Origin of the sequence: Pannonibacter sp., from assembly GCF_051860505.1 — a bacterium.
In the GTDB taxonomy this organism is placed as follows: Bacteria; Pseudomonadota; Alphaproteobacteria; order Rhizobiales; family Stappiaceae; genus Pannonibacter.
In genome coordinates this window covers 14,324-37,305 of the sequence record NZ_JBHYDX010000013.1, presented here as the reverse complement: position 1 = coordinate 37,305, position 22,982 = coordinate 14,324, and the positions used below count along the sequence as shown (strand labels likewise).

General features: G+C 63.7%; 18 protein-coding genes. 12 read left to right on the top strand and 6 right to left on the bottom strand.

Features of this window, described 5'->3' with window-relative positions; translation table 11 throughout:
* Positions 1 to 7: 7 nt before the first annotated feature.
* On the top strand, positions 8 to 688 hold the full coding sequence (locus ACTIFE_RS10860; RefSeq protein ID WP_439529168.1) for a protein-L-isoaspartate(D-aspartate) O-methyltransferase: 681 nt from the start codon (positions 8 to 10) through the stop codon (positions 686 to 688).
* 121 nt (positions 689 to 809) lie between these two features.
* Positions 810 to 2,168 (top strand): peptidoglycan DD-metalloendopeptidase family protein, encoded by a 1,359-nt coding sequence (locus tag ACTIFE_RS10855; RefSeq protein WP_439529167.1) that lies wholly within the window; start codon positions 810 to 812, stop codon positions 2,166 to 2,168.
* Between the two features lie 164 nt (positions 2,169 to 2,332).
* Here ACTIFE_RS10855 and ACTIFE_RS10850 read toward each other — a convergent pair whose 3' ends face one another.
* Complete coding sequence (locus ACTIFE_RS10850) at positions 2,333 to 3,229, bottom strand: ATP-binding protein (protein ID WP_439529166.1); 897 nt, start codon at positions 3,227 to 3,229, stop codon at positions 2,333 to 2,335.
* A 243-nt stretch (positions 3,230 to 3,472) separates the two neighbouring features.
* On the opposite strand from ACTIFE_RS10850, the gene yajC reads away from it, so the two are divergent.
* The 5 genes from yajC to ACTIFE_RS10825 all read left to right on the top strand — a co-directional run bounded on the left by yajC (position 3,473) and on the right by ACTIFE_RS10825 (position 7,737).
* On the top strand, positions 3,473 to 3,805 hold the full coding sequence (yajC, locus tag ACTIFE_RS10845) for a preprotein translocase subunit YajC (RefSeq protein WP_439529165.1): 333 nt from the start codon (positions 3,473 to 3,475) through the stop codon (positions 3,803 to 3,805).
* Between the two features lie 101 nt (positions 3,806 to 3,906).
* The gene (gene secD, locus ACTIFE_RS10840; protein ID WP_439529164.1) at positions 3,907 to 5,517 is read left to right on the top strand and encodes a protein translocase subunit SecD; all 1,611 of its coding nucleotides are present in this window, start codon (positions 3,907 to 3,909) and stop codon (positions 5,515 to 5,517) included.
* Between the two features lie 18 nt (positions 5,518 to 5,535).
* Positions 5,536 to 6,483 carry a protein translocase subunit SecF gene (gene secF, locus ACTIFE_RS10835; RefSeq protein WP_439529163.1) on the top strand — a complete coding sequence of 316 codons (948 nt, stop codon included), beginning with the start codon at positions 5,536 to 5,538 and terminating at the stop codon, positions 6,481 to 6,483.
* A 26-nt stretch (positions 6,484 to 6,509) separates the two neighbouring features.
* On the top strand, positions 6,510 to 6,887 hold the full coding sequence (locus ACTIFE_RS10830) for an Mth938-like domain-containing protein (RefSeq protein WP_439529162.1): 378 nt from the start codon (positions 6,510 to 6,512) through the stop codon (positions 6,885 to 6,887).
* A 4-nt stretch (positions 6,888 to 6,891) separates the two neighbouring features.
* A complete protein-coding gene (locus tag ACTIFE_RS10825; protein ID WP_439529161.1) occupies positions 6,892 to 7,737 on the top strand; it encodes a phytoene/squalene synthase family protein in 846 nt (281 codons plus the stop codon).
* Positions 7,738 to 7,758: 21 nt separating this feature from the next.
* Here the strand turns inward: ACTIFE_RS10825 and trmFO are convergent, their stop codons facing one another.
* Positions 7,759 to 9,168: a methylenetetrahydrofolate--tRNA-(uracil(54)-C(5))-methyltransferase (FADH(2)-oxidizing) TrmFO gene (trmFO, locus tag ACTIFE_RS10820; RefSeq protein ID WP_439529160.1), complete on the bottom strand. Its 1,410-nt coding sequence runs from the start codon at positions 9,166 to 9,168 to the stop codon at positions 7,759 to 7,761.
* Positions 9,169 to 9,344: 176 nt separating this feature from the next.
* On the opposite strand from trmFO, the gene ACTIFE_RS10815 reads away from it, so the two are divergent.
* A complete protein-coding gene (locus ACTIFE_RS10815) occupies positions 9,345 to 10,013 on the top strand; it encodes a hypothetical protein (RefSeq protein WP_439529159.1) in 669 nt (222 codons plus the stop codon).
* Between the two features lie 385 nt (positions 10,014 to 10,398).
* Here the strand turns inward: ACTIFE_RS10815 and ACTIFE_RS10810 are convergent, their stop codons facing one another.
* The 3 genes from ACTIFE_RS10810 to uvrA all read right to left on the bottom strand — a co-directional run bounded on the left by ACTIFE_RS10810 (position 10,399) and on the right by uvrA (position 14,334).
* Positions 10,399 to 10,548: a DUF1127 domain-containing protein gene (locus ACTIFE_RS10810; protein WP_106753353.1), complete on the bottom strand. Its 150-nt coding sequence runs from the start codon at positions 10,546 to 10,548 to the stop codon at positions 10,399 to 10,401.
* 402 nt (positions 10,549 to 10,950) lie between these two features.
* On the bottom strand, positions 10,951 to 11,100 hold the full coding sequence (locus ACTIFE_RS10805; RefSeq protein WP_106753173.1) for a DUF1127 domain-containing protein: 150 nt from the start codon (positions 11,098 to 11,100) through the stop codon (positions 10,951 to 10,953).
* A 252-nt stretch (positions 11,101 to 11,352) separates the two neighbouring features.
* Positions 11,353 to 14,334 carry an excinuclease ABC subunit UvrA gene (uvrA, locus tag ACTIFE_RS10800; RefSeq protein WP_439529158.1) on the bottom strand — a complete coding sequence of 994 codons (2,982 nt, stop codon included), beginning with the start codon at positions 14,332 to 14,334 and terminating at the stop codon, positions 11,353 to 11,355.
* 472 nt (positions 14,335 to 14,806) lie between these two features.
* On the opposite strand from uvrA, the gene ACTIFE_RS10795 reads away from it, so the two are divergent.
* The 4 genes from ACTIFE_RS10795 (at position 14,807) to ACTIFE_RS10780 (ending at position 22,303) form a co-directional block, all read left to right on the top strand.
* Positions 14,807 to 15,385 carry a single-stranded DNA-binding protein gene (locus tag ACTIFE_RS10795; RefSeq protein ID WP_439529157.1) on the top strand — a complete coding sequence of 193 codons (579 nt, stop codon included), beginning with the start codon at positions 14,807 to 14,809 and terminating at the stop codon, positions 15,383 to 15,385.
* Positions 15,386 to 15,900: 515 nt separating this feature from the next.
* Positions 15,901 to 17,859 carry a L,D-transpeptidase family protein gene (locus ACTIFE_RS10790; RefSeq protein WP_439529156.1) on the top strand — a complete coding sequence of 653 codons (1,959 nt, stop codon included), beginning with the start codon at positions 15,901 to 15,903 and terminating at the stop codon, positions 17,857 to 17,859.
* 191 nt (positions 17,860 to 18,050) lie between these two features.
* A complete protein-coding gene (locus tag ACTIFE_RS10785) occupies positions 18,051 to 19,073 on the top strand; it encodes an efflux RND transporter periplasmic adaptor subunit (protein WP_439529155.1) in 1,023 nt (340 codons plus the stop codon).
* A complete protein-coding gene (locus ACTIFE_RS10780; RefSeq protein WP_439529154.1) occupies positions 19,070 to 22,303 on the top strand; it encodes an efflux RND transporter permease subunit in 3,234 nt (1,077 codons plus the stop codon). The genes ACTIFE_RS10785 and ACTIFE_RS10780 overlap by 4 nt, the downstream gene beginning before the upstream one ends.
* Before the next feature lie 33 nt (positions 22,304 to 22,336).
* Here the strand turns inward: ACTIFE_RS10780 and ACTIFE_RS10775 are convergent, their stop codons facing one another.
* Entirely contained in the window at positions 22,337 to 22,975 is a 639-nt protein-coding gene (locus tag ACTIFE_RS10775) for a MarC family protein (protein ID WP_439529153.1), read from the bottom strand.
* Positions 22,976 to 22,982 lie beyond the last annotated feature (7 nt).

Below are 22,982 nucleotides of genomic sequence, written 5' to 3'. Positions count from 1 at the left end.
GGCGGGGATGGCTGACACGGGCGGGGCGGATGCACCGGTTGTCACGCATGACGAGTTCGAAGCGCGTGCGTCCCTTGTCCTGTCCCTGCGCCGGCGTGGCATCAACGACCGGCGCGTTCTCTCGGCCATCGAGCGGGTGCCGCGCCGGCTGTTTCTCTCCGCGCGGCTGCATCGCTATGCCTATGAAGACTGCCTGCTGCCAATCGAATGTGGCCAGGTGGTCAGCGCGCCGTCGCTGGTCGCTCAAATGGCCGAAGCACTCGAAATCCAGCCTGGTCACCGGGTGCTGGAGATCGGCACCGGCTCCGGCTATCAGTCGGCCGTGCTGTCGCATCTGTGCCAGCATGTCTTTACCGTCGAGCGCTACCAGACACTGATTGGCCTTGCCCGCCAGCGGCTGGCCGCCCTCAAGATCGTCAATTGCGAATTGCATCATGCCGACGGTCTGCAGGGCTTGCGCGAACGGGCGCCCTTCGACCGAATCGTCCTGACCGGTTCCGTGCCCTCGATCCCTGATGTCCTGAAGAGCCAGCTGACCAGCGAGGGCGTTCTTGTCGCGACGGTCGGGTGGCCCGGCAAGGTGCAGACCCTGGTGCGTTTCCGGCGCGGCACAGAATCGGACGTTGAGGAACATTTGGGCGAGTTGCGCCTCGTTTCCTTGCGGCCCGGCCGGGCAAATTTTCTTTAGCCCTTGATCTCTCGGCGGAATTCTGCCGTTCCGTATCTGTGTTTAGGCTTTGTCAACCTTACTGCTCTTTACTGGTCGCATGGTAACTGAGAGTGGGTCGAGCAGGGCAATGACCAGTCGGATGCGTAACGATCGCAAGTCCCCTTGGACACGGGTCGCCGCCATTGGCCTCCTGGCAGGTCTTGGCGCCGGCTGCAGCGGCAGCATGGAGCGATTTGCGGATGGTCCCGTCTACACGGGCGGAACCGCCAATCAGCGCTCCATCCTCGGCGGAGCCAAGTCCAATCAGCCGAGCTATCAGGACATCGTGAGCGGGCCTGGAAAGGTTGCAGGAAACCTGCCGGCCGCGGGCGCTACCCCCCGGACGACGGGGTCGATTGCGTCCAGCAAGTTGCCGCCGGTTGCCGGCACGGTCACGTCTTCTGCTCCGCCGCCGGTGAAGCTGTCGCCGACAGGCGAGCCGGTGATCGCGCGTCCTGCCGTGCCTGCGGCTCCCGCACCGGTTGCCTCTGCCGTATCGGCGGGAGAAAACTCCTGGAAGGGATGGACCTCGACCGGGGGCACCCGGATCCAGCTGCGTGAAGGCGATTCTGTTGCATCGCTCGGCCGCCGCTATGGCGTGCCGACCGAAGCCATCATGGCCGTCAACGGGCTCGACTCCTCGTCACAGGTTCGTCCCGGCCAGTCCGTGATCATTCCGACCTATGTCTATGCGGCGAACAATTCGAGTTCGTCCGCTGCCGCCGCGCGTCCGGTGACCCTGCCGCCCGCCGGGGCAGCCCCCGCGACAACCGGATCGATTTCTCCGGCTACCAACATGATTGCCACTGTTCAGGCTCCGGCGCGCAAGCCGACGTCGGGCAAGTCCTTTGCCGCCGTGGCTCCTGCCAAGCCGACCCTGACCGATGCGCGCCCGTCTGCGCCCCTGGTCGCCGGAAAGCCGGTTCCGCCCAAGTCAACGCCCGTGACGGCGCTGCGTGAAGCTCCGGCCTCGACGCTTCCGGCGACGGACAAGCCGGCGATCGAGGCGCTTGCCGGCGCAGCGCAGGATTCCAAACCGCTTCAGACAGCGGCTGCCGATGCCCAGGAGAGCGTGGGCGGCCCGATGTTCCGCTGGCCGGTGCGCGGTCGTGTCATCTCCGAATATGGCTCCAAGCCCGGTGGCACCCGCAACGACGGCATCAACCTGGCTGTCCCGGAAGGCACGCCCGTCAAGTCGGCCGGAGACGGTTCGGTGCTTTACGCCGGTAATGAACTCAAGGGCTTCGGCAACCTCGTCCTGATCCGCCATGATGACGGCTGGGTGTCCGCCTATGCCCATAACAGCGAGATCCTGGTCAAGCGCGGCGAGACCGTGCAGCGGGGTCAGGTCATCTCCAAAGCTGGTGCAACCGGCTCGGTGACCCAGCCGCAGGTGCATTTCGAACTGCGCAAGGACAACAAGCCGGTCGATCCGCTGCGATACCTTCCGCGGGGATAAGCCGGGCAATCAGAAATACAAAAGGCGGCCAGTGGCCGCCTTCAGACTGCTGACAAACCCTCTATCGTCATCCCGGGCGCAGCGAAGCGCCGAGCCGGGACGATTGAGTGTGGAATTGTCATGAACCTCGGGCGATCCGCAAGGACCGCCCTATTTGTTGCAGTTTACCGGGCGTTGAGGGCGACGCCGAGCCGGCCGGCCAGATCCTGGATGAACTGGAACGCCACGCGGCCTGACCTGCCTCCACGGGTCGTCGCCCATTCGAGTGCATCCGCCCTGAGAATGTCAGCCGGAACGCTCAGCCCATAATGCCGGACATATCCCCCGACCATGTCCAGATAGTCGTCTTGCGAGCAATTGTGGAAGCCGAGCCAAAGGCCGAAGCGATCCGACAATGACACTTTCTCCTCGACGGCCTCTGCCGGATTGATCGCGGTGGAGCGCTCGTTCTCGATCATATCGCGTGGCAGCAGATGGCGCCGGTTCGAGGTGGCATAGAACAGCACATTCTCCGGTCGCCCCTCGATGCCGCCTTCCAGCACGGCCTTCAGCGATTTGTAGGACGTGTCATCGTGGTCGAAGGAGAGGTCATCACAGAACACGATGAAGCGGTGCGGCGCCGGTTTGATCAGGCCCATGAGGGCGGGCAGTGTCTCGATGTCCTCGCGGTGGATTTCGATCAGCTTGAGCGGGGCCGTCTCGCCGCCAGCGTTGATCGCCCCATGCGCGGCCTTGACCAGGGACGACTTGCCCATGCCGCGCGCGCCCCACAGAAGCACGTTGTTGGCTGGCAATCCCCTGGCAAAGCGCCGTGTGTTGTCGACCAGGAGATCGCGGACGCGGGTGATGGCGCACAGGAGTTCAATCTCCACCCGGTTGACCTTGGGCACGGGCACCAGATTGCCCGGCACCGGCTGCCAGATGAAGGCGTCGGCGCCGGCAAAATCCGGCGCCATGGGGGCCGGAGGCACCGCCCGGGCAATCAGGGCGATCAGCTGGTCAAGCTTCGCCGCGACCTCAGAAAGGACGGCCTGGGATGGTTCGGGCGCTGCTTTTGTCATGAGAACACTGTTACCGGATTGTCGAATGCCTATATGGGGGCGAACCAAAAGGTCCTGCTGTCAGGATTAACATGTGGGGGGAGGGGCCGAAATGCCGGTTTTGCCCGGATCGGTACGCTGAAACCCGCCGTGTGACTTGAAATGCAAGGCCCCGTGGTTATAGTCCGCGCGACCTGAATGGGGCGAAAAGTGATGATCCGGCCGCACCGGCCCGTCCTGCCGCCCATCCCTGAGGAGTCCTTGATGTTGATCACCCCTGCCTACGCCCAGACCGGCTCCCTGTCGGATCCGAGCTCGCTGCTGTCCTTTGCGCCGTTCATCCTGATCTTCGTGATCATGTATTTCCTGATCATTCGCCCGCAGCAGAAGCGGGTCAAGGCCCACAAGGAAATGGTGTCGAACCTGCGCCGGGGCGATGTCGTGGTCACATCTGGCGGCCTGATTGCCAAGGTCTCCAAGGTCGTTGACGATTCTGAAATCCAGGTCGAACTGGCTGAAGGCGTCAAGGCGCGTCTGGTTCGCGCCATGGTGGCGGAAGTCCGTTCCAAGTCGGAACCGGTGAAGGACGGCGAATAAGCCGCATCTGGCACCCGGGCGCGTTCACCGCGCCCGGAGGCAAGCCCATCGGTCAAGAGGCGCCCCGCATCAGGTGGCACAGCCAACACAGGCAATCACTCATGCTCTATTTTGCACGCTGGAAGATCGCCCTGATCTTTGCAGTGATCCTCGGGGGGATCGTTTCGATCCTGCCGAATTTCATGTCTGCCGAAACACTCCGGAGCTGGCCAAACTGGCTCCCCAAGACGCAGATCGTGCTGGGCCTGGACCTGCAGGGTGGTGCCTATCTTCTCTATGAGGTCGACAAGCGCGACTACATCGACAAGAGCCTGGCCACGCTGACCGGCGAAATCCGCAACGAGCTGCGCAAGGAACCGCGCATCGGCTATACCGGGCTTGCGATCCAGGGCGAGACTGTCCAGGTTCGCATCCGCGATGCGGACAAGATCGAGGAAGCTCGGACGCGTCTGGCGCCGCTGGTCAATCCGCTCGCCGGTTCGCTGTTCTCAGGGCAGGCTGTCAATGAATTCGAAATGACCGTCTCCGGTGACGGGCTTGTCCGCTATGCCTTCACCGACCAGGGCCTCGAGCAGCGGATGGCCTCCATCGTGCAGCAGTCGATCGAGGTGATCCGCCGCCGTGTCGATGAAATCGGCACGACCGAGCCGAACATCCAGCGCCAGGGCTCCGACCGGATTCTTGTGGAGGCTCCCGGCGAGCAGAATCCCGAGCGACTCAAGGCGCTGGTCGGCCAGACCGCCCAGTTGACCTTCCATCTTGTCGACGTGACCATGTCCCCCGACCAGGCGCTGCAAAGCCGCCCGCCGGTGGGAACGATCATACTGAACTCCGTCGACGAGCCGTCGATCCCCTATCTTGTCGAAGAAGTTCCGCTGATGGGCGGTGAGGATCTCGTCGACGCACAGGTCTCGTTCAATCCGCAGACCAACGAGCCCGTCGTCAGCTTCCGCCTCAACACCTCGGGCGCACGCAAGTTTGCGACGGTGACGACCCAGAATGTCGGCCGTCCCTTCGCCATCGTGCTCGACAACGAGGTGATCTCCGCCCCGCGCATCAATGAACCGATCACTGGCGGCTCTGGCCAGATCTCTGGCAACTTCTCGGTGCAAAGCGCCAATGACCTGGCTGTGCTGTTGCGCGCTGGTGCGCTTCCTGCAAAGTTGACCGTCATTGAGGAACGCTCGATCGGCCCGGGCCTTGGTCAGGATTCGATTGACGCCGGCCAGCTGGCGTCTTTGATCGGCGCTGCAGCTGTCGCGATCTTCATGATTCTCGCCTATGGCCGCTTCGGCCTTTTTGCCGACATCGCCCTGGCGGTGAACATCACCCTGATCTTTGCCGCATTGACGATCCTGCAGGCGACGCTGACCCTGCCAGGCATCGCTGGCATCGTGCTCACCATCGGCATGGCAGTGGACGCCAACGTCCTGATCTATGAGCGCATCCGCGAGGAAGTCCGCAATGGCCGTTCGGCCATCTCGGCGATTGATGCCGGCTTCAGCCGGGCCATCGGCACCATCCTCGATGCCAACATCACGACACTGATTGCGGCCGTTGTGCTGTTCCAGCTTGGGTCTGGTCCCGTCAAGGGCTTTGCCGTGACGCTGGCACTCGGCATCTTCACGACCGTCTTTACCGCTTACACCTTGACCCGGTTCCTTGTCGCGACCTGGGTTCGCTATGCGCGTCCCACGCGCATCAACCTGTGAACCGGGAGGGACATCATCATGCGCCTGCTCAGGCTTATTCCCGATAACACGACCTACAAGTTCATGTGGTTTCGCAAGTACAGCTTCCCGCTGTCGATTGCGGTCGCAGTGCTTTCCGCCGTTCTCTTCTTCTCGGTTGGCCTCAATTTCGGCATTGATTTCAAGGGCGGCAGCCTGATCGAAATGAAGACCGAAGGCCCGGCAGACATTGCCGCGATCCGTGGCAAGCTCGGCACCCTCAATCTGGGCGATGTCCAGGTGCAGCAGTTCGGTTCTCCGGATGAAGTCCTCGTCCGCATGGAGCAGCAGGACGGCGGCGAACAGGCCCAGCAGCTCGCCATCAACGCGGTTCGCTCGGCCTTCGCCGATGAGGTGGAGTTCCGCCGCGTCGAGATCGTCGGCCCCCGTGTCTCGGGTGAGTTGGCGACGGCGGGCAGCATCGGCATCACTGTCGCGCTCATCTGCATCCTGTTCTATGTCTGGTTTCGCTTCGAATGGCAGTTTGCCGTCGGCGCGATCCTGACGACGCTCAACGATGTCATTGTCACCCTTGGGCTTTTCGTCGTTCTGCAGCTTGATTTTACCCTGTCGAGCATCGCCGCAATCCTCACGATCATCGGCTATTCGCTGAATGACACGGTCGTCGTCTATGACCGCATTCGTGAGAACCTGCGTCGCTACAAGAAGCTGTCGCTGACAGATCTTCTGGACCTGTCGATCAACGAAACACTGGCCCGCACGACCATGACGTCGGTGACGACCTTGATTGCCCTGTCTGCGCTCTATGTGTTTGGTGGTGAGGTCATCCAGTCGTTTACGCTGGCCATGATCTTCGGCATCGTCATTGGCACGTACTCATCCATCTTCCTCGCTGCTCCCATGCTGATTCTCTTCAACCTCCGCCAGGGCGGAAATGATACGGATGAGAAGAAAGCGACCGGGACGGATGCTGCGAAGACGGCCTGAGCCGGTTCGCCAACACAGGAACAGCGATGGAAATCCGCAAGGCGCATTTCCCCGGCCGCGCGCCCGTCGACGCCTATGGCGGCGGCGGGTTCCGGTTTGCCGGAATGTCGCACCACGGCTCGATCCTCTGTCTTCCCTCTGGCATTCACGGCTGGGACGTCGCGGACTTTAGCCAGATTACACTCGGCAGCTTCGTCAGGGTTCTGGACCAGGCCGAGGACATCGAAGTGCTGCTGGTCGGGACGGGGATAGACCTGCGCCCTCTCAAGCCGGAATGGCGGGCAGCCTTCCGCGAGGCCGGTATCCTGGCCGATCCCATGTCGACGGGCGCGGCCGTTCGTACGCTTAATGTGATGTTGTCAGAAGACCGCGCTGTGGCTGCGGTCCTGCTTGCGTTCGAGTAGGACGATGGGAAATCCCTTCGACCATGTTCAGGCCCTGGTGCGGGACCATGATATCGATCGCTATCTGACGGCGTTGTTCGCCGCGCCGCAACACCGGGGCGGATTGCTGGCGCTCTACGCCTTCAACAGTGAAGTCGCCCGTGTCCGCGATCTGGTCAATGATCCGCTGCCGGGGGAGGTTCGCCTGCAATGGTGGCGCGACTTCCTCACCGGGACCGAGCATGGCGAGGCTTCCGCCAACCCTGTTGCTGCGGCGCTTGCCAGCACGATCAGGCAGTATCATCTGCCCGTAGAAGCCCTGATCGCACTTCTCGATGCGCGGGTGTTCGATCTCTACGATGATCCGATGCCGACACTGACGGATCTTGAGGGCTATGCCGGCGAAACCTCATCGGCCTTGATGCAGCTCGGCTCGATCATTCTTGCCGGCGGCGAGGAACCGGGAACCTGTGACGCAGCCGGTCATGCCGGGGTCGCCTATGGGCTCACCGGTCTTCTGCGCGCGCTGCCCTGGCATGCAGCGCGGCGCCAGTTGTTTTTGCCCGCCGATGTCCTTGATCGGCACGGGGTTGATCGCGAGACCATGTTCAGGGGCGAAATGACGCCGGAACTGGGGGCCGCACTGGCGGAGATGCGGGCCCATGCCCGGCATCATCTGGATCGCACCCGCGCACAGATAGCCTGTATCCGTCCCGAGGTAGCGCCAGCCTTCCTGCCGGTCTGCCTTGTTGAGCCGTTCCTGAAAGTCATGGAGCGCAAGGGGTTCGACCCCTTTCGCGACAGCGCGGAACTGTCCCAGATCTACCGCCAGTGGATCATCTGGCGGGCAGCGCGGCGGGCGCTCAGGTAGCCATCCGCCGCAGCAGCCTGTTCAGGACGCCGCCAGCCGGTTCGCTCCGATCCAGTCCTCGAAATGCGCCCGTGCCCGCTGGGTCATGGCCAGCTTGCGTGCCTTCGCCTTGTCAGCGCCGCGCAGCCGCTTGCCGTCCTCGGCCTTGGCCGGGGCTTCAACCGACGGAAACAGGCCGAAATTGACGTTCATCGGCTGGAACGAGCGCGGGCCGTCCTCGTCGTCACGGGCGATATGCCCGCCGGTAATATGCGCCAGCAGCGCCCCCATGGCTGTGGTTTCCGGCGGCGTGACCACCTCCAGCCCAAGTCTTTCCCGCGCAGCGAACAGACCCGCCATGCAACCGACAGAGGCCGATTCCACATAACCCTCACATCCGGTGATCTGGCCGGCAAAGCGCAGCCGCGGTTCGGCCTTGAGCCGCAGGCTGCCGTCCAGCAGCTTCGGCGAATTGAGGAACGTGTTGCGGTGCAGGCCGCCAAGCCGGGCAAAGACGGCATTCTCCAGCCCCGGGATCATCTTGAAGATCTCGGCCTGTTCGCCGTATTTCAGCTTCGTCTGGAAACCGACCATGTTGTAGAGCGTGCCGAGCGCATTGTCCTGGCGCAGTTGCACAACGGCATAGGCCTTGACCGTTGGATTATGCGCATTGGTCAGGCCCATCGGCTTCATCGGACCATGGCGCAAGGTTTCACGCCCGCGTTCCGCCATCACTTCAATCGGCAGGCAACCATCGAAATAGGGCGTGTTGGCCTCCCATTCCTTGAAGTCGGTCTTGTCGCCGGCAATCAGCGCGTCGATGAAGGCGTCATACTGCGCCTTGTCCATCGGGCAATTGATATAATCCTTGCCGGTGCCGCCAGGCCCGACCTTGTCATAACGCGACTGGAACCAGGCGACGTCAAGATCGATCGAATCGAAATGCACGATCGGCGCGATGGCGTCGAAGAATGCCAGCGAATCCTCGCCCGTTCGCTTGAGGATTGCTTCGGACAGGGCGGGGGAGGTAAGGGGACCGGTGGCAATGATGACGCTGTCCCAGTCCTCAGGTGGCAGGTCGGTCAGTTCCTCGCGGGACAGCGTCACCAGCGGATGGGTGGCCAGCGTCTGCGTCACGGCCTCGGAAAATCCGTCACGGTCCACCGCCAGCGCGCTGCCTGCCGGCACTTGATGCTTGTCGGCTGCGGTCATGATCAGGGAGCCGGCCCGGCGCAGTTCAGCGTGCAGCAGCCCGACCGCGTTGTAGTCGGCATCATCCGACCGGAACGAGTTGGAACAGACGAGTTCAGCCAGTCCATCGCCCTTGTGCGCATCGGTGCCCCGCACCGGGCGCATCTCGTGCAGGACCACCGGAATGCCGGCCTTGGCCAGCTGCCAGGTGGCCTCGGACCCGGCCAGGCCGCCGCCGATCACGTGAACGGGTTTCGTCATCAGGGTTTGCCTCGTGTGGAACGGCCGGGACCGAAGGCCCGCGCCTGTCGTCTGCAGCGCCTTAGAACCGCGTCGGACGATGAAAACAGGAAGATGCCTGATATCGTTTCGATGGCTCTGATGCAATGCGGGCCGTATGCTGCCGCAAGGGGATGTCCGGAAAAGGGGGCTTGCGGATGAACAGTGGAAGCGGGGCCGCAGCGCTGAGCCACATGGAAGCCCGTGTCCGGCGTGTCCGCAGGCTGGTTCTGGCCCTGCTGCCGGTTTTCGGCCTTGCCGGATGTGCCGCTCAGTCAAGTTCGTCGGCGACTGGTTGGTACGACAGCCAGAACGGGGTAATGCCCCGACCGGAACGGGTCTACATCTGTCACGCCTTCGGCTGCGCCCGCAAAACCCCCGTTGACCTTGGCCGCCGCGATCTGAACCGGCTGCAGGCGTTTCTGCGGTCCGGAGCGGCATCGCCGGCGGCGGAGCGGGCCGCAGTCGCCCGCGCTGTCGCCTGGATGGAAAGCCGGGTCGCTGTGCAGGTCGGTTCGCAAAACGATCGCGGCGGGCTCGACCTGCAGGGGGCTGGAGTGCCGGGCCAGATGGATTGCATCGACGAGGCGACCAATACGACAAGCCTGCTGCTGCTGGTCGAGGCGCGGGGCTGGTTGCGCCACCATTCGGTCCGCGCACCCGTCGCACGCGGCTTCCTGCTCGATGGCCGCTATCCGCATGCCACCGCTGTGCTGAGGGAAACGAAGGGCAGGGACTACGCCATCGACAGCTGGCCGAAAGCCAACGGCTTGCCGCCGGTTGTCCAGCCACTGGACGACTGGTTTCGCTCACGCGCTGCGAGTTGAAAGCCACCCCCGGGGATCGAAAAGCCCCTAAGAATCGAAAAGCGCTCGCCGGTGGGAGGAGGTACCGGCAAGCGCTCTTTCGATGGCCGATCCGGGAGGAGGTGGATCGGTCGAAGCCGGGCCGCAGGTGGGAGGAGGAATCCTTTGGCCCGAAAAACGGGGCAGCTCGGCGCCGCCCGTGTTGTTTTCTTGATAATTTGTCCGGAGCCGGCGCGCCATGCACAATTCTGCATGCCTGCCCTGTTCATGTTGCAGAGCAGCACGTGCGGCGCTGCCTGGGTCCGGAGTATCTGGAGTTCCTGCATCAGCGGCTCACCTGTGAACCGTGATCGCGTGTCGGGGAACGCGCCCCTTCACCAGGGGGCAATACACCCCCGGCTCGATGTCAGCGCATCACCTGACGGGCGATGGAACCGATGTCGGCACGCGAAATGCCAATATCATTCAGCTCGCGCGAGGACATGCGGGCCAGTTCATCATAGGTTTCGCGGTACTTTTTCCACGAGCGGTACTTGGATACGAGATCATGAAGCATGATGTTACCTTTCTTCTTGCTTGTTGTGATCAGGGTATTTGACTGAGGCATCTGTCCTCAATTCGTTGAGATACAGATAGGTGATCTTTAGCCGTCTTGCCAGTGCCGGCTCGTCATGACAGCCCTGCGATCCCTGCAGGGCGTCGTTAAGGCCCGTTAGCCAGTGCGGTGACATCCTGGCGCCGCCGCGTCCCCGGCAAGGCAACAAAAAGGCCGCAGCCCGGAGACGGGCGCGGCCATTGCAGATAGGGTGTTTGAAAAACGTACGCCCGCCGGTGGGAGGAGGTACCGGCGGGCGTCGTTTAGTCAGGCGGGCTGGGAGGAGAAGAACCCGCCGTCTCACACGATCCGGGGCCTGGGAGGAGGAAAGCCCGGGATCGCGATTCTTGTCGTGCGAACCGCTTAGCGGCTGGCGCGGCGGGCGATGAACTCGATGTCGCCGCGGCCGATGCCCAGATCGCTCAGCTCGCGGTTGGACAGGCGGGACAGCTCTTCGACCGTGCGGCGGTAGTTGACCCACGAGTTGTACTTGCGAACGACGGAATTGATCATTTGTCCGATCCTTGAACCTTCTGGAGCGGCTGCCAGCTTTCCGTTGTGCGGTGCAGCGCCGTTCCGATGACGACTATCTACGCCTTCTTCGCATTTGCGAGAAGAGCCGGGTCTGCATGACTGGCATGCAATTCACGCAAGGCGAAAAAATAAAGCGGGACAGATGGTTCTGCCCCGCTCCCGTCGCATTTAAATCGATCGAATCGTTAAATGATGCGGCGCACTATAATTCCGCCGGTCATGCCGAGGCGTTCACTCTGCGGCGGTGGTCCGCCGCTGCGGCCGGCGTTGCAGCAACTCCTGCAGGAAGCGGCCGGTGTGGCTGGCCGCAACATCCGCCACATCTTCCGGCCGCCCGGTCGCCACGACCATGCCGCCGCCATCGCCGCCTTCGGGACCGAAATCGATCAGCCAGTCCGCCGTCTTGATGACCTCGAGATTGTGCTCGATGACCAGGACCGAGTTGCCCTGGTCGACCAGTTCATGCAGCACCTCGAGCAGTTTGGCGACGTCATGGAAATGCAGGCCTGTCGTCGGTTCGTCGAGGATATAGAGCGTGCGTCCCGTCGAACGCCGCGCCAGTTCCTTGGCCAGCTTGACGCGCTGCGCCTCGCCGCCTGACAGGGTGGTCGCCTGCTGCCCGACCTTGATATAGCCGAGGCCGACCTGCGCCAGCGTCTCCATCTTGTCGCGCACCGCCGGAACGGCCGCAAAGAACTCCGCCGCTTCCTCCACGGTCATGTCGAGCACATCGGCGATCGACTTGCCCTTGAACAGCACCTCCAGGGTTTCCCGGTTGTAGCGCCGGCCCTTGCAGACATCGCAGGTGACATAGACGTCGGGCAGGAAGTGCATCTCGATCTTGATGACGCCGTCGCCCTGGCAGGCCTCGCAGCGTCCGCCCTTGACGTTGAACGAGAACCGGCCCGGCTGATAGCCACGGGTCTTGGCCTCCGGCATCGAGGCAAACCACTCGCGGATCGGCGTGAAGGCGCCGGTATAGGTGGCCGGGTTGGAGCGCGGCGTGCGTCCGATCGGCGACTGGTCGATGTCGATCACCTTGTCGAGATGTTCCAGGCCCTCGATACGGTCGTGCGGTGCCGGGTTCTCGCGTGCTCCATTCAGCCGGCGGGCCGCCGCGCGAAACAGCGTGTCGATCAGGAAGGTCGACTTGCCGCCGCCGGACACGCCGGTGATGCAGGTGAAGGTGCCGAGCGGAATGTCGGCGCTGACACTCTTCAGATTGTTGCCGCGCGCGCCGATCACTTTGATCTGCCGCTTCTTGTTGATCTTGCGTCGCTCGGCCGGCACCGGAATGCCCCGGGCGCCCGACAGGTACTGTCCGGTCAGGGACGCCGGGTTGGCCATGATCTCTGCCGGCGTGCCGACTGCCACGATCTCTCCGCCGTGTACTCCGGCGCCGGGGCCGACATCGACCACATAATCGGCCGTCATCACCGCATCCTCGTCATGCTCGACGACGATCACCGTGTTGCCGAGGTCCCGCAGATGCCGGAGCGTCTCCAGAAGCCGGGCATTGTCGCGCTGGTGCAGGCCGATCGAGGGCTCGTCGAGCACATAAAGCACGCCGGTCAGGCCGGAGCCGATCTGCGAGGCGAGGCGAATGCGCTGGCTCTCACCGCCAGACAGGGTTCCTGAATTGCGCGACAGCGACAGATATTCCAGCCCGACATCGTTGAGAAACCGCAGACGCTCGCGGATTTCCTTGAGGATCCGCCCGGCGATTTCCTGCTGCTTGTCGGTCAGGCGGGATGGCAGCGCCTCGAACCAGACCGCCGCCTCGCGGATCGACTGGTTCGAGATCTGGCCGATATGGCAGCCGCCGATCTTCACCGCAAGCGCCTCCGGCTTCAGGCGATAGCCGCCGCAGGCCGGGCAGGGGTGGTTGGACTGGAAGCGGGACAGTTCCTCCCGGACCCAGGCCGAATCCGTCTCGCGCCAGCGCCGCTCGATGTTGCCGATCACCCCTTCAAAGGTCTTGCGCGCCTTGTAGCTGCGCACGCCGTCGTCATAGACGAATTCGATCTCCGTCTTGCCCGAGCCGTGCAGGATCAGGCTGCGGACCTCCTCCGGCAACTGGCGCCAGGGCGTTGCCATCGACACCTTGAACTGGCGGCAGATCGCTTCCAGCGTCTGGGCATAATAAGGCGAGGTCGCGCCGGTCTTGGCCCAGGGCAGGATGGCGCCATCGCGCAGGGACAGTCCTTCGTCGGGCACAACCAGTTCGGCCTCGAAGGCGAGGGTGGTGCCGAGACCGTCGCAGGACGGGCAGGCGCCGAACGGATTGTTGAAGGAAAACAGCCGTGGTTCAATCTCGGTGATCGTGAAGCCCGAGACGGGACAGGCGAATTTCTCCGAAAAGATGATCCGCTCATGCGTCTCGTTGCGGTTCTGCAGCACGGCATCTTTGTCGGAGGGCAGGTCCGGCAGCGGCTTGTCCGCCAGTTCGGCAATGGCGATGCCATCGGCGAGTTTCAGCGCGGTCTCGAAGGAATCCGCCAGCCGCCCGGCGATATCGGGACGCACCACGATCCGGTCAACCACCACATCGATGTCATGCTTGTATTTCTTGTCCAGCGCCGGGGCCTCGGCGATCTCGTGGAACGTGCCGTTGATCTTGACGCGCTGGAAGCCCTTCTTCATCAGCTCGGCGAGTTCTTTTTTGTACTCGCCCTTGCGTCCGCGCACGATTGGCGCCAGCAGGAACAGCCGCGTTCCCTCTTCAAGCGCCATCACCTTGTCCACCATCTGGCTGATGGTCTGGCTCTCGATCGGCAGCCCGGTTGCCGGCGAATGCGGCACGCCGACCCGGGCGAAGAGAAGGCGCATGTAGTCATATATCTCGGTGACCGTGCCCACGGTCGACCGCGGATTGCGTGACGTCGTCTTCTGCTCGATCGAGATCGCCGGTGACAGGCCATCGATCTGGTCGACATCAGGCTTCTGCATCATCTCGAGGAACTGGCGCGCATAGGCCGAAAGGCTCTCGACATAGCGGCGCTGCCCCTCGGCGTAGATTGTGTCGAAGGCAAGCGAGGATTTGCCCGATCCGGACAGGCCGGTCATGACGATCAGCCGGTCGCGGGGCAGGTCCAGGTCAACGTTCTTGAGATTGTGTTCCCGCGCGCCGCGGATCGACAGATACTTGCCACGCTCGGGCGGAATCGCCCGGGAAATGGTGGTCGGGAGGGAAGGCTTGGCGTCCTCGGACATCAGATCGATCCTGGCTGGCCCGGAACCCGGGCAAAAGTCTCAGCTGTTATACGCAACGCAGCCGCTGCCTCAACCGCCAAACTGTGGCGGCTGGACGCAGGGAGGCGCGAGGGGAGGCAGGTTCGGGCCACCACGGCCCGAACCGGACGAGCTTGCATGAGTGCCCTTACGCGAAAACGCAGTGCTTGGACCAGACCGGAGAACCTGAGGCCGTTGCATGGCGCCGGGGACTTTGCTACAACAAGAACAAAGAAAGAACAAGATCCTTTGCGGCCATTTTGCAGTGTCTTGACCCGCCGGGTCGCTGCTTCCCTTTGTGGAAAAGGCAAAGCGCGGATGCGGCGGGATTGATTAGGCGCTAGGGTCCGCCCGATCATACCGTCCTTGAGGCGGAAGAAAAGCAGTCAGGACTCCGCCGGGGGCACACCGGATCGGGGCCCTTGCGTGAGCAAGATAAAGAGGAGCCCGGAACATGGCGGGAAGCGTCAACAAGGTCATTCTGGTCGGCAATCTCGGGGCCGATCCGGAAATTCGCCGCACCCAGGATGGCAAGCCGGTTGCCAACCTGCGGATCGCGACGTCCGAGACCTGGCGTGACCGTGGGTCGGGCGAGCGGCGCGAGCGCACGGAATGGCACCGGGTCGTGATTTTCAATGAGGGCCTGTGCAAGATCGCCGAGCAGTATCTGCGCAAGGGCGCCAAGGTCTATATCGAAGGCCAGTTGCAGACCCGCAAGTGGCAGGACCAGGGCGGCCAGGAGCGATTTTCCACTGAAGTGGTGCTGCAGGGCTTCAATTCGGCCCTGACCATGCTCGACGGGCGCGGTGAAGGCGGCGGCGGTGGCCAGTCCGATTACGGCTCCTCGGGTGGTGGCTATGACGGCGGGTCTGGCGGCTATGGCGGCGGGTCCGGCGGCGGCTATGCTGGTGGATCATCGGGTGGTTCTGGCGGTGGCTACGGCGGCGGTTCGTCTGGCGGTTCTGGCGGCGGGTCCGGTGGGGGATCTGGCGGCGGCTTCGGCGGCGGCATGGACGACGAAATCCCGTTCTGACCGCAGACGTCCGGCACCGGCGTCCGGTCTTGCGACTGACCGGGCTGGTCGGGGCAGTGGCAGTCGGCGACCGTTTGGCTCTCCGGCGCTCCCCCTGTGCGCTCCCCCTGTGCGCTCCCCCTGTGTGTTGCTCCTGTGTGCTGGTCCTGTGTGCTGCCCCTGTGGGGTGTCTTCACCGCTTGAAGCCCTGGCTGTCTGAACCAAGGACGATGTCGCACAGGGTCGGAGTGGCCGAACGCGGCGGGGGCGGGGCTCAGGCGCGGCCTCCGGGCGGCAGGCCCGTCCGGCCCGGGCGCGGGGACACCGCGCTGGATCTTGGTTTTCAGCGCCTGTCGCGGCCCCGGGCCTGTCACCAGGTCGTGATGAAAAGTATCTTTGCGTTAACTTTTGCGTTGGGGTTGCGCTAGTATCTTTCCATGCGCCCGATATTCGCCATGAAGGGATTGGACACATACGGCAGGGTTTGCTGCCGGTTGTGGTGCCGCGACATGATTTGAGCAGAGGTTTTTAGACACATGCGTTCGGTTTGCCGTCCGGATCTCAACCGCGCCACCGGGCGCCTTTTTCCTCGCAACGTGTTGCTTGCGGGCGCCGCGTTGGCCTGCCTGTGCGCGGCGGGCCCGGCATCGGCCCAGTCCTTTCTCGACCGGTTCTTCAATCCGGACTATCAACCTGCACAGCGTCTGGAACCCGTCGCTCCGGCACCGCGCGCGCAGTCGCTCGACCGTGCGACGATCACTGCCAACAAGGTGACGGGGCCGAAATATTACACCTACAAGGCCGATTCTTATGAGACCGTGTCGCTGGCAGGTCTTGCAGACGTCCAGACAGCTGCGGCTGAGGGACAGGCCTCAGGCCAGGACAACACCACTGCCGCTGCCACTGCGACTGTCGCATCCGTCACAGCCGAACTGTCCGAGTTCGACCTTGCGCGACCGGCGCTCAAATCGATGAAATTCAAGGCATTGCCGGAAGTCGGTGCCGCGCTGAAGACGCATTACCGCGACAATCCGGAGTTTATCTGGGTGACCGGCGGGGCGTCCAATGCACGGGCTCAGGCCGTCGCCGCCACACTGGCCGAGGCTGGCCGCTTCGGCCTTGATCCCGCCGACTACGCGGTCGAGCTGCCCGTTCTGGCCGGGCTTGACGAGGAGGCATCCCGCGCGGCCTTGATCGATTTCGAGATGCGAATGTCGGTTGCGGCCTTGACCTATGTGCTGGACGCCAGACGGGGCCGGATCGATCCGAACCGGATTTCCGGCTATCACGACCTGCCGCGCCAGAAGGTGGCTCTGGACGATGTTCTGACAACCCTGAAGCAGGCGTCGGCTCCGGGCGTGGCGCTTGAAGCAAGGCAGCCGGCCTCGCCGCAGTTCGCCGCGCTGGTTGCGGAACTGGCACATCTGCGCGCGGCCAAGGATCAAGGACCGAAGATCAGCATTGCTGCCGGCACGCTGATCAAGCCGGGCCAGTCCAGCGCTGAACTGAGCAATGTTGTCTCCGCCATTCGCCATCGCGCTTCCCCGGCGCTGGAGGCAGCGCATATCGAGACACTCGGGAATTACGCCGATACGCCGGAGTTCACGCCGGACCTGGTCGCCCTGGTCAAGGCCTATCAGGCCGAGGCGGGTCTCAATCCGGACGGTGTTGTCGGCGCTGGCACGATCCGCGCCCTGACGGGCGATAGCCTCGCGGCCCGCACGGCCAAGGTGGAACTGGCGCTGGAACAGATCCGCTGGCTGCCGGAGGATCTCGGCGCGCGCCGGGTGTTCATCAACCAGCCATCGTTTACCGCCGTCTATTACGAGCCGGGCAAGGCGCCTTTGTCGATGCGCACGGTCATCGGCACCAAGAGCACGCAGACCTCCGTGTTCTATGACGAGCTTGAAACCGTTGAGTATAATCCGTTCTGGGGCGTGCCGCGTTCCATTCTGGTGAACCAGAAGCTGGAGATCCTGGCCAAGGACCCCGGCTATTTCGACCGGGCCGGCTTCGAGGTGACAACTGTCTCTGGCAAGCGGCTTTCGTCCGCGGATGTCGATTGGGTCGCGGTCGCGCAGGGGCGGATGAATGTCAATGTCCGCCAGCGTCCGGGCGACGACAATGCGCTTGGCGAACTGAAGATCCTGTTCCCCAACAAGCATGCCATCTACATGCATGACACCCCGTCTCGGCACCTGTTCAAGAAGGATGTCCGGGCGTTTTCCAGCGGTTGTGTCCGCCTGTCCGATCCGCGCGCCATGGCCGCCGCCGTGCTTGGCAAACCCGTCGGCCATATCGCCGAGCGGATCGCCACCGGCAAGAACAATTCCGAACCGGTGACGGCACGGATCCCGGTTTATCTCGTCTATTTCACGGCCTGGCCCGAGGATGATGGCAGCATTGGCTATCATGACGACATCTATGACCGGGACTCATTTGTGCAAAAGGCGCTGGAGGCAACCCGCAAGGCGAGGGGCGGCGTCCGCGCCTGAATTTGCCCGCCTGCCGGGTCACTGTATGCCCAAGTTGAAAGGCCCTCTCTGGCGGAAAGCCGGGGAGGGCCTTTCTGTTTCCTGCGCCCGGCCCCCGGCCCCGGCCTTGGTGGCTTTCGGGAAACTACACACTGGCGCCGAACTACGGATCACCCTATTCTTTCAAAAAATCGAAACTAAGGATGAAGCCCGTGATCCTGCCCGACCCTGACGGCTCCTGGCGTGCCCGTCTCTCCCGTGTTGCCCTGGTGCTGGCGTTGGCCGGTGCGGTCTGTCCGGGGCCGGCTGGTGCTGCCGACCTGATCCTCGCCCCCCTCGATGTCACCGACTGGAAGTCGGTCTATGCCACCGTCGAGCCTTCGGTGCGGGTTCCTGCCCGGGCCCGCAATGCGGGCACGGTGATCGAATTGTCAGTCGACGAGGGCAGTGCCGTGCGCCAGGGCGACCGCATTGCCCGCATTCTGGACGAGAAGCTGGCCCTGCGCCGGCAGGCCCTGGATGCACGGATCGCGGCAACTGCGTCAGAGGCGGCGAATATCGAGAGCGAGGTCAACCGGGCCCGGCAGCTGTTTGCGCGCGGCACCATTTCCCAGTCACGGATCGACCAGCTGGAGACCCAGCTTGATGTCGCCCGGGGGGGACTGCGCGCGGCGGAGGCCGAGCGGAATGTGCTGGACCAGCAGGAACGAGAGGGGGATGTCATTGCGGCCACAAGCGGTCGGGTTCTGTCCGTCCCCGTCACGATCGGCTCCGTGATCTTGCCCGGAGAGACGGTGGCCGAGATCGCGGAAGACGGTTTCCTGCTGCGCCTGCAGCTTCCTGAACGCCATGCCGCGACGACCCGCCACGGTGACCTCGTCCGCATTCAGGCCTTTGCAGAAGGCACTGCCCGGGACGGGCGGATCGTCAAGGTCTATCCGGAACTGCAGCAGGGCCGCGTGATTGCCGATGCAACGGCCGACGGGCTCGGAGACTTCTTCGTCGGCGAGCGGGTGCCAGTTGAAATCGGAACAGGCAAGCGCCCGGTTCTTGCCGTCCCGGCGGCAGCGCTGACCACCCGCAACGGCCTCGACTATGTGTCGCTGCGCCAAATGGGGGGAGGAGCGGTCACCGAGGTGGTGGTCCAGCGCGGCAGCGTGGTGGCAATGCCGCAGGGCGATCTGGTCGAGATCCTGAGCGGCCTTGCGGCTGGCGATATCGTGGTGTTGCCATGACTGCGCCCAGCTCCGGTTCTGGTCTCGGTCTGTCCGGCCGTCTGACAGCCGCCTTCATTGCCTCGCCCCTGACACCGCTGTTGCTTCTGGCCTCGCTGGTTGTCGGGATGATCTCGCTGGCGACCCTGCCACGGGAGGAAGAACCGCAGATTTCGGTGCCCATGGTCGATATTCTGGTGCCGGCCAACGGCCTGAAGGCGCCCGACGCGGTCAAGCTGGTGACAGAACCGCTGGAGACCATCGTCAAGGCCATCGACGGCGTCGAGCATGTCTACAGCCAGACCCTGGATGACCGGGTCATGGTCACGGCGCGGTTTCTTGTCGGAACCCCGTCCGACAGCGCCATCCTGCGCGTTCACGAAAAGATCCGCGCCAACCTCGACCGGATCCCGGTGGGCATTCCGGAACCACTCGTCGTTGGTCGCGGCATCGACGATGTCGCCATCGTGGTGGCAACGCTGGCGCCTGATCCCGCCCGTGCGGCCAGCTGGGATGCTCCGGCCCTCTACAGCCTGGCGCAGGAGGTGCGTTCCGAACTGGCCCGGCTGGACAACATCGGGCTGACCTATCTGGTCGGCACGGGACCGGCCCAGATCCGCGTCGAGCCGGATCCGGAAGATCTGTCGAGACTTGGCATCACGCTCGACCAGCTTCTGGCCAAGCTGCAGGGCGCCAACCGCTCCTTCCTGGCTGGAACCGTCCGGCAGGACGGCGAATCGGTCCAGGTCGTGGCCGGGCAGACGCTTGGCGGCATCGGTGAGATCGGAAACCTCCTGCTGACCAGCCGCGACGGCCGGCCGGTCTATGTCAAGGATGTCGCCCGGATCACGGTCGATGGCGGCACTGCCGAGCGGCGCATCTGGCACTATGGGCCGGACGGCACCGGCAATTTCACCGCAGTTCCCGCCGTGTCGATTGCGGTTGCCAAACGGGCCGGGGCCAACGCGGTCCTCATATCGGAAGAGGTGCGCAGCCGGCTGGAAAGCCTGAAAGGCACCATGATCCCGGACGGCGTCACCGTCCACATCACCCGCGACTATGGCGAGACGGCCAACGAAAAGGCCAATGAACTGCTGTTCCATCTGGCGCTCGCCACCGTGTCGATTGTCGTCCTGGTGGCACTGGCGATCGGCTGGCAGGCCGGGCTGGTCGTCCTGATCGTCATCCCGACGACAATCTTGCTGACGCTGTTTGCCGCGCAGATGATGGGCTACACCATCAACCGGGTCAGCCTGTTCGCCCTGATCTTTGCCATTGGCATCCTCGTGGACGATGCCATCGTGGTGATCGAGAACATCGCCCGCCACTGGGCCATGAACGACGGCCGCAGTCGGGCGGATGCAGCCATTGCGGCAGTGGCCGAGGTCGGCAATCCGACCATCGTGGCAACCCTGACGGTGGTGGCAGCGCTCCTGCCGATGATGTTCGTCTCCGGCCTGATGGGCCCCTACATGAGCCCGATCCCGGCGGTTGCCTCCGCCGCGATGCTGTTCTCCTTCTTCGTCGCCGTGGTGCTGACGCCCTGGGCCATGCTTCGCATTGCCGGGCGCGGCGCCGCGCATGGCCATGACGAGGCCTCTGACGGCGGGCGGCTCGGCACGCTGTTTCGCGGCGCTGCACGGCCGGTTCTGGCCAGTCGCGGCCGGTCCTGGGTGTTCCTGCTCATCGTCAGCGTGGCCACGCTTGCCAGCATGGGTCTGCTTTACACCCGTGACGTGACCGTCAAGCTTCTGCCCTTCGACAACAAGTCCGAGTTGCAGGTGGTCATCGACATGCCGGAGGGCACGGCACTGGAGATGACCGAGCGGGCGCTGTCCGAGGCCGTGCGCCTGGTCCAGGACCTGCCGGAAATCACCTCGATCCAGGCCCATGCCGGGACAGCTGCCCCCTTCAATTTCAACGGCCTGGTTCGGCATTACTTCCTGCGCGACGCCCCGGAGCAGGGCGATCTTCAGGTCAACCTGAAGCCGAAAGCCGACCGCACGCGCGAAAGCCATGCCGTCGCGCTGGAGATCCGTGACAGGCTGAAGGCGCTTCAGCTGCCGGACGGTGCCTCCGTGAAAGTCGTCGAAGTCCCGCCGGGCCCGCCGGTGATGTCGACCCTGCAGGCCGAGATCTACGGTCCCGATCCGGACACCCGCCGTGCCATCGCCACCAGAGTGGCCGGCCTGTTTGGCTCGGTGCCCTTTATCGTGGACATCGACCTCAGCCAGGGGCAGCCGTCCGAGCGCATCCGGATTGCCATTGACAGCGACAATCTCGAGTTTCATGGCGTCAGCGAGCGGGACGTCTTTGCCGCCATCGAGACATTGCTCGGCACGACCCCGGTTGGCTACTCGCATCGGGGCGAGGGCAGGGCGCCACTCGGGATCGTCCTGGCCCTGCCCAAATCAGATCGGACACTTGGTCAGCGCCTGCTGGCCACACCGGTTCCGGCAAATGCGCTGCCGGGCAGTCGCGGCGTCGTTGAACTTGGGGATGTGGTGCGCCTCACGCGCGAGCCGGCCTCCCATCTCATCTATCGCCACAATGGCCGGCCAGCGGAACTGGTGACCGCAGAACTCGCTGGCGACTTCGAAGCTCCGGTCTATGGCATGCTTGCGGTCGCAGACGCCATCGCCGGCGCGGACTGGGCCGGCCTGTCCCGGCCGGAGATTGCCTACCATGGCCAACCGATCAGCGATGCGGCGCCGGTGCTGCTGTGGGACGGCGAGTGGGAGGTGACCTACATCACCTTCCGCGACATGGGCGCCGCATTCGCCGTGGCCCTGCTCGGGATCTATTTTCTCGTGGTGGCGCAGTTCCGGTCCTTCGCACTGCCCCTGGTGATCCTCACGCCGGTGCCGCTGACGCTGATCGGTATCCTGCTTGGGCACTGGGCGTTTGCGGCCCCGTTCTCGGCCACCTCGATGATCGGCTTTATCGCGCTCGCCGGGATCATCGTCCGCAATTCGATCCTGCTGGTGGACTTCATCCGCCACGCCCGCAGCCCGGAGCGTCCCTTGCGCGATGTGCTGCTGGAGGCGGGCTCGATCCGCTTCAAGCCGATCCTGCTGACGGCACTCGCAGCGATGATCGGCGCGGTGGTGATCCTGACCGATCCGATTTTCCAGGGACTGGCGATTTCGCTGTTGTTCGGCCTCGCCTCGTCAACGCTGCTGACGGTTCTGGTGATCCCGGCGATCTACATCGCCTTGCGCGATGATGGTCGGTCGGAGACTTCGCGCTGACCATCACACACGGCTCGGACGCCGGGGGGCAGGTCAGCCCGGCGTACCCGAGGCAAAGGCAATGATGCCGTCGGCAATGAACTGAACCGAGAGCGCGGCAAGCAGCACGCCGAGCAGCCGGGTCACCACCATCTGCACCGTGTCGCCCATCATCCGTTCGATCTTGTCGGCCAGCAGGAAGGCGAGCAGGCAGCTGAGCAGGATGGTCGCGATGACGCCGGCAAGGCCGGCATAGGCAACCTGGGACGGGGCCTGGCTTGACAAGAGGATGATCGCCGAAATCGCCGCCGGCCCGGCAATCAGCGGAATGGCGATCGGAAACACGGCCATCGCATTGAGGTCGGACGGGTGATGTTCGACCACTTTTTCGGCGGTCTCGCTCTTGCGCTTGTTGCGATGGTCAAAGACCATTTCGAATGCAATGACAAAAAGCAGGATCCCGCCGGCAACCCGGAAGGCCGACACGGAGATGCCGAGGACGTCGAGGACTGTCTTGCCGGAAAAGAAAAACACGAACAGCACGATGCCCGAGGTGATCGTTGCACGGTAGGCGATCCGTTTGCGGTCGGCGGCTGAAACACCGGCGGTCAGCGCCAGGAACATCGGTGCCAGACCCACCGGATCGATGGTCACGAACAAGGTGGCGAAGGCATTGAGAAGAAATTCGGTCATGGTCCAC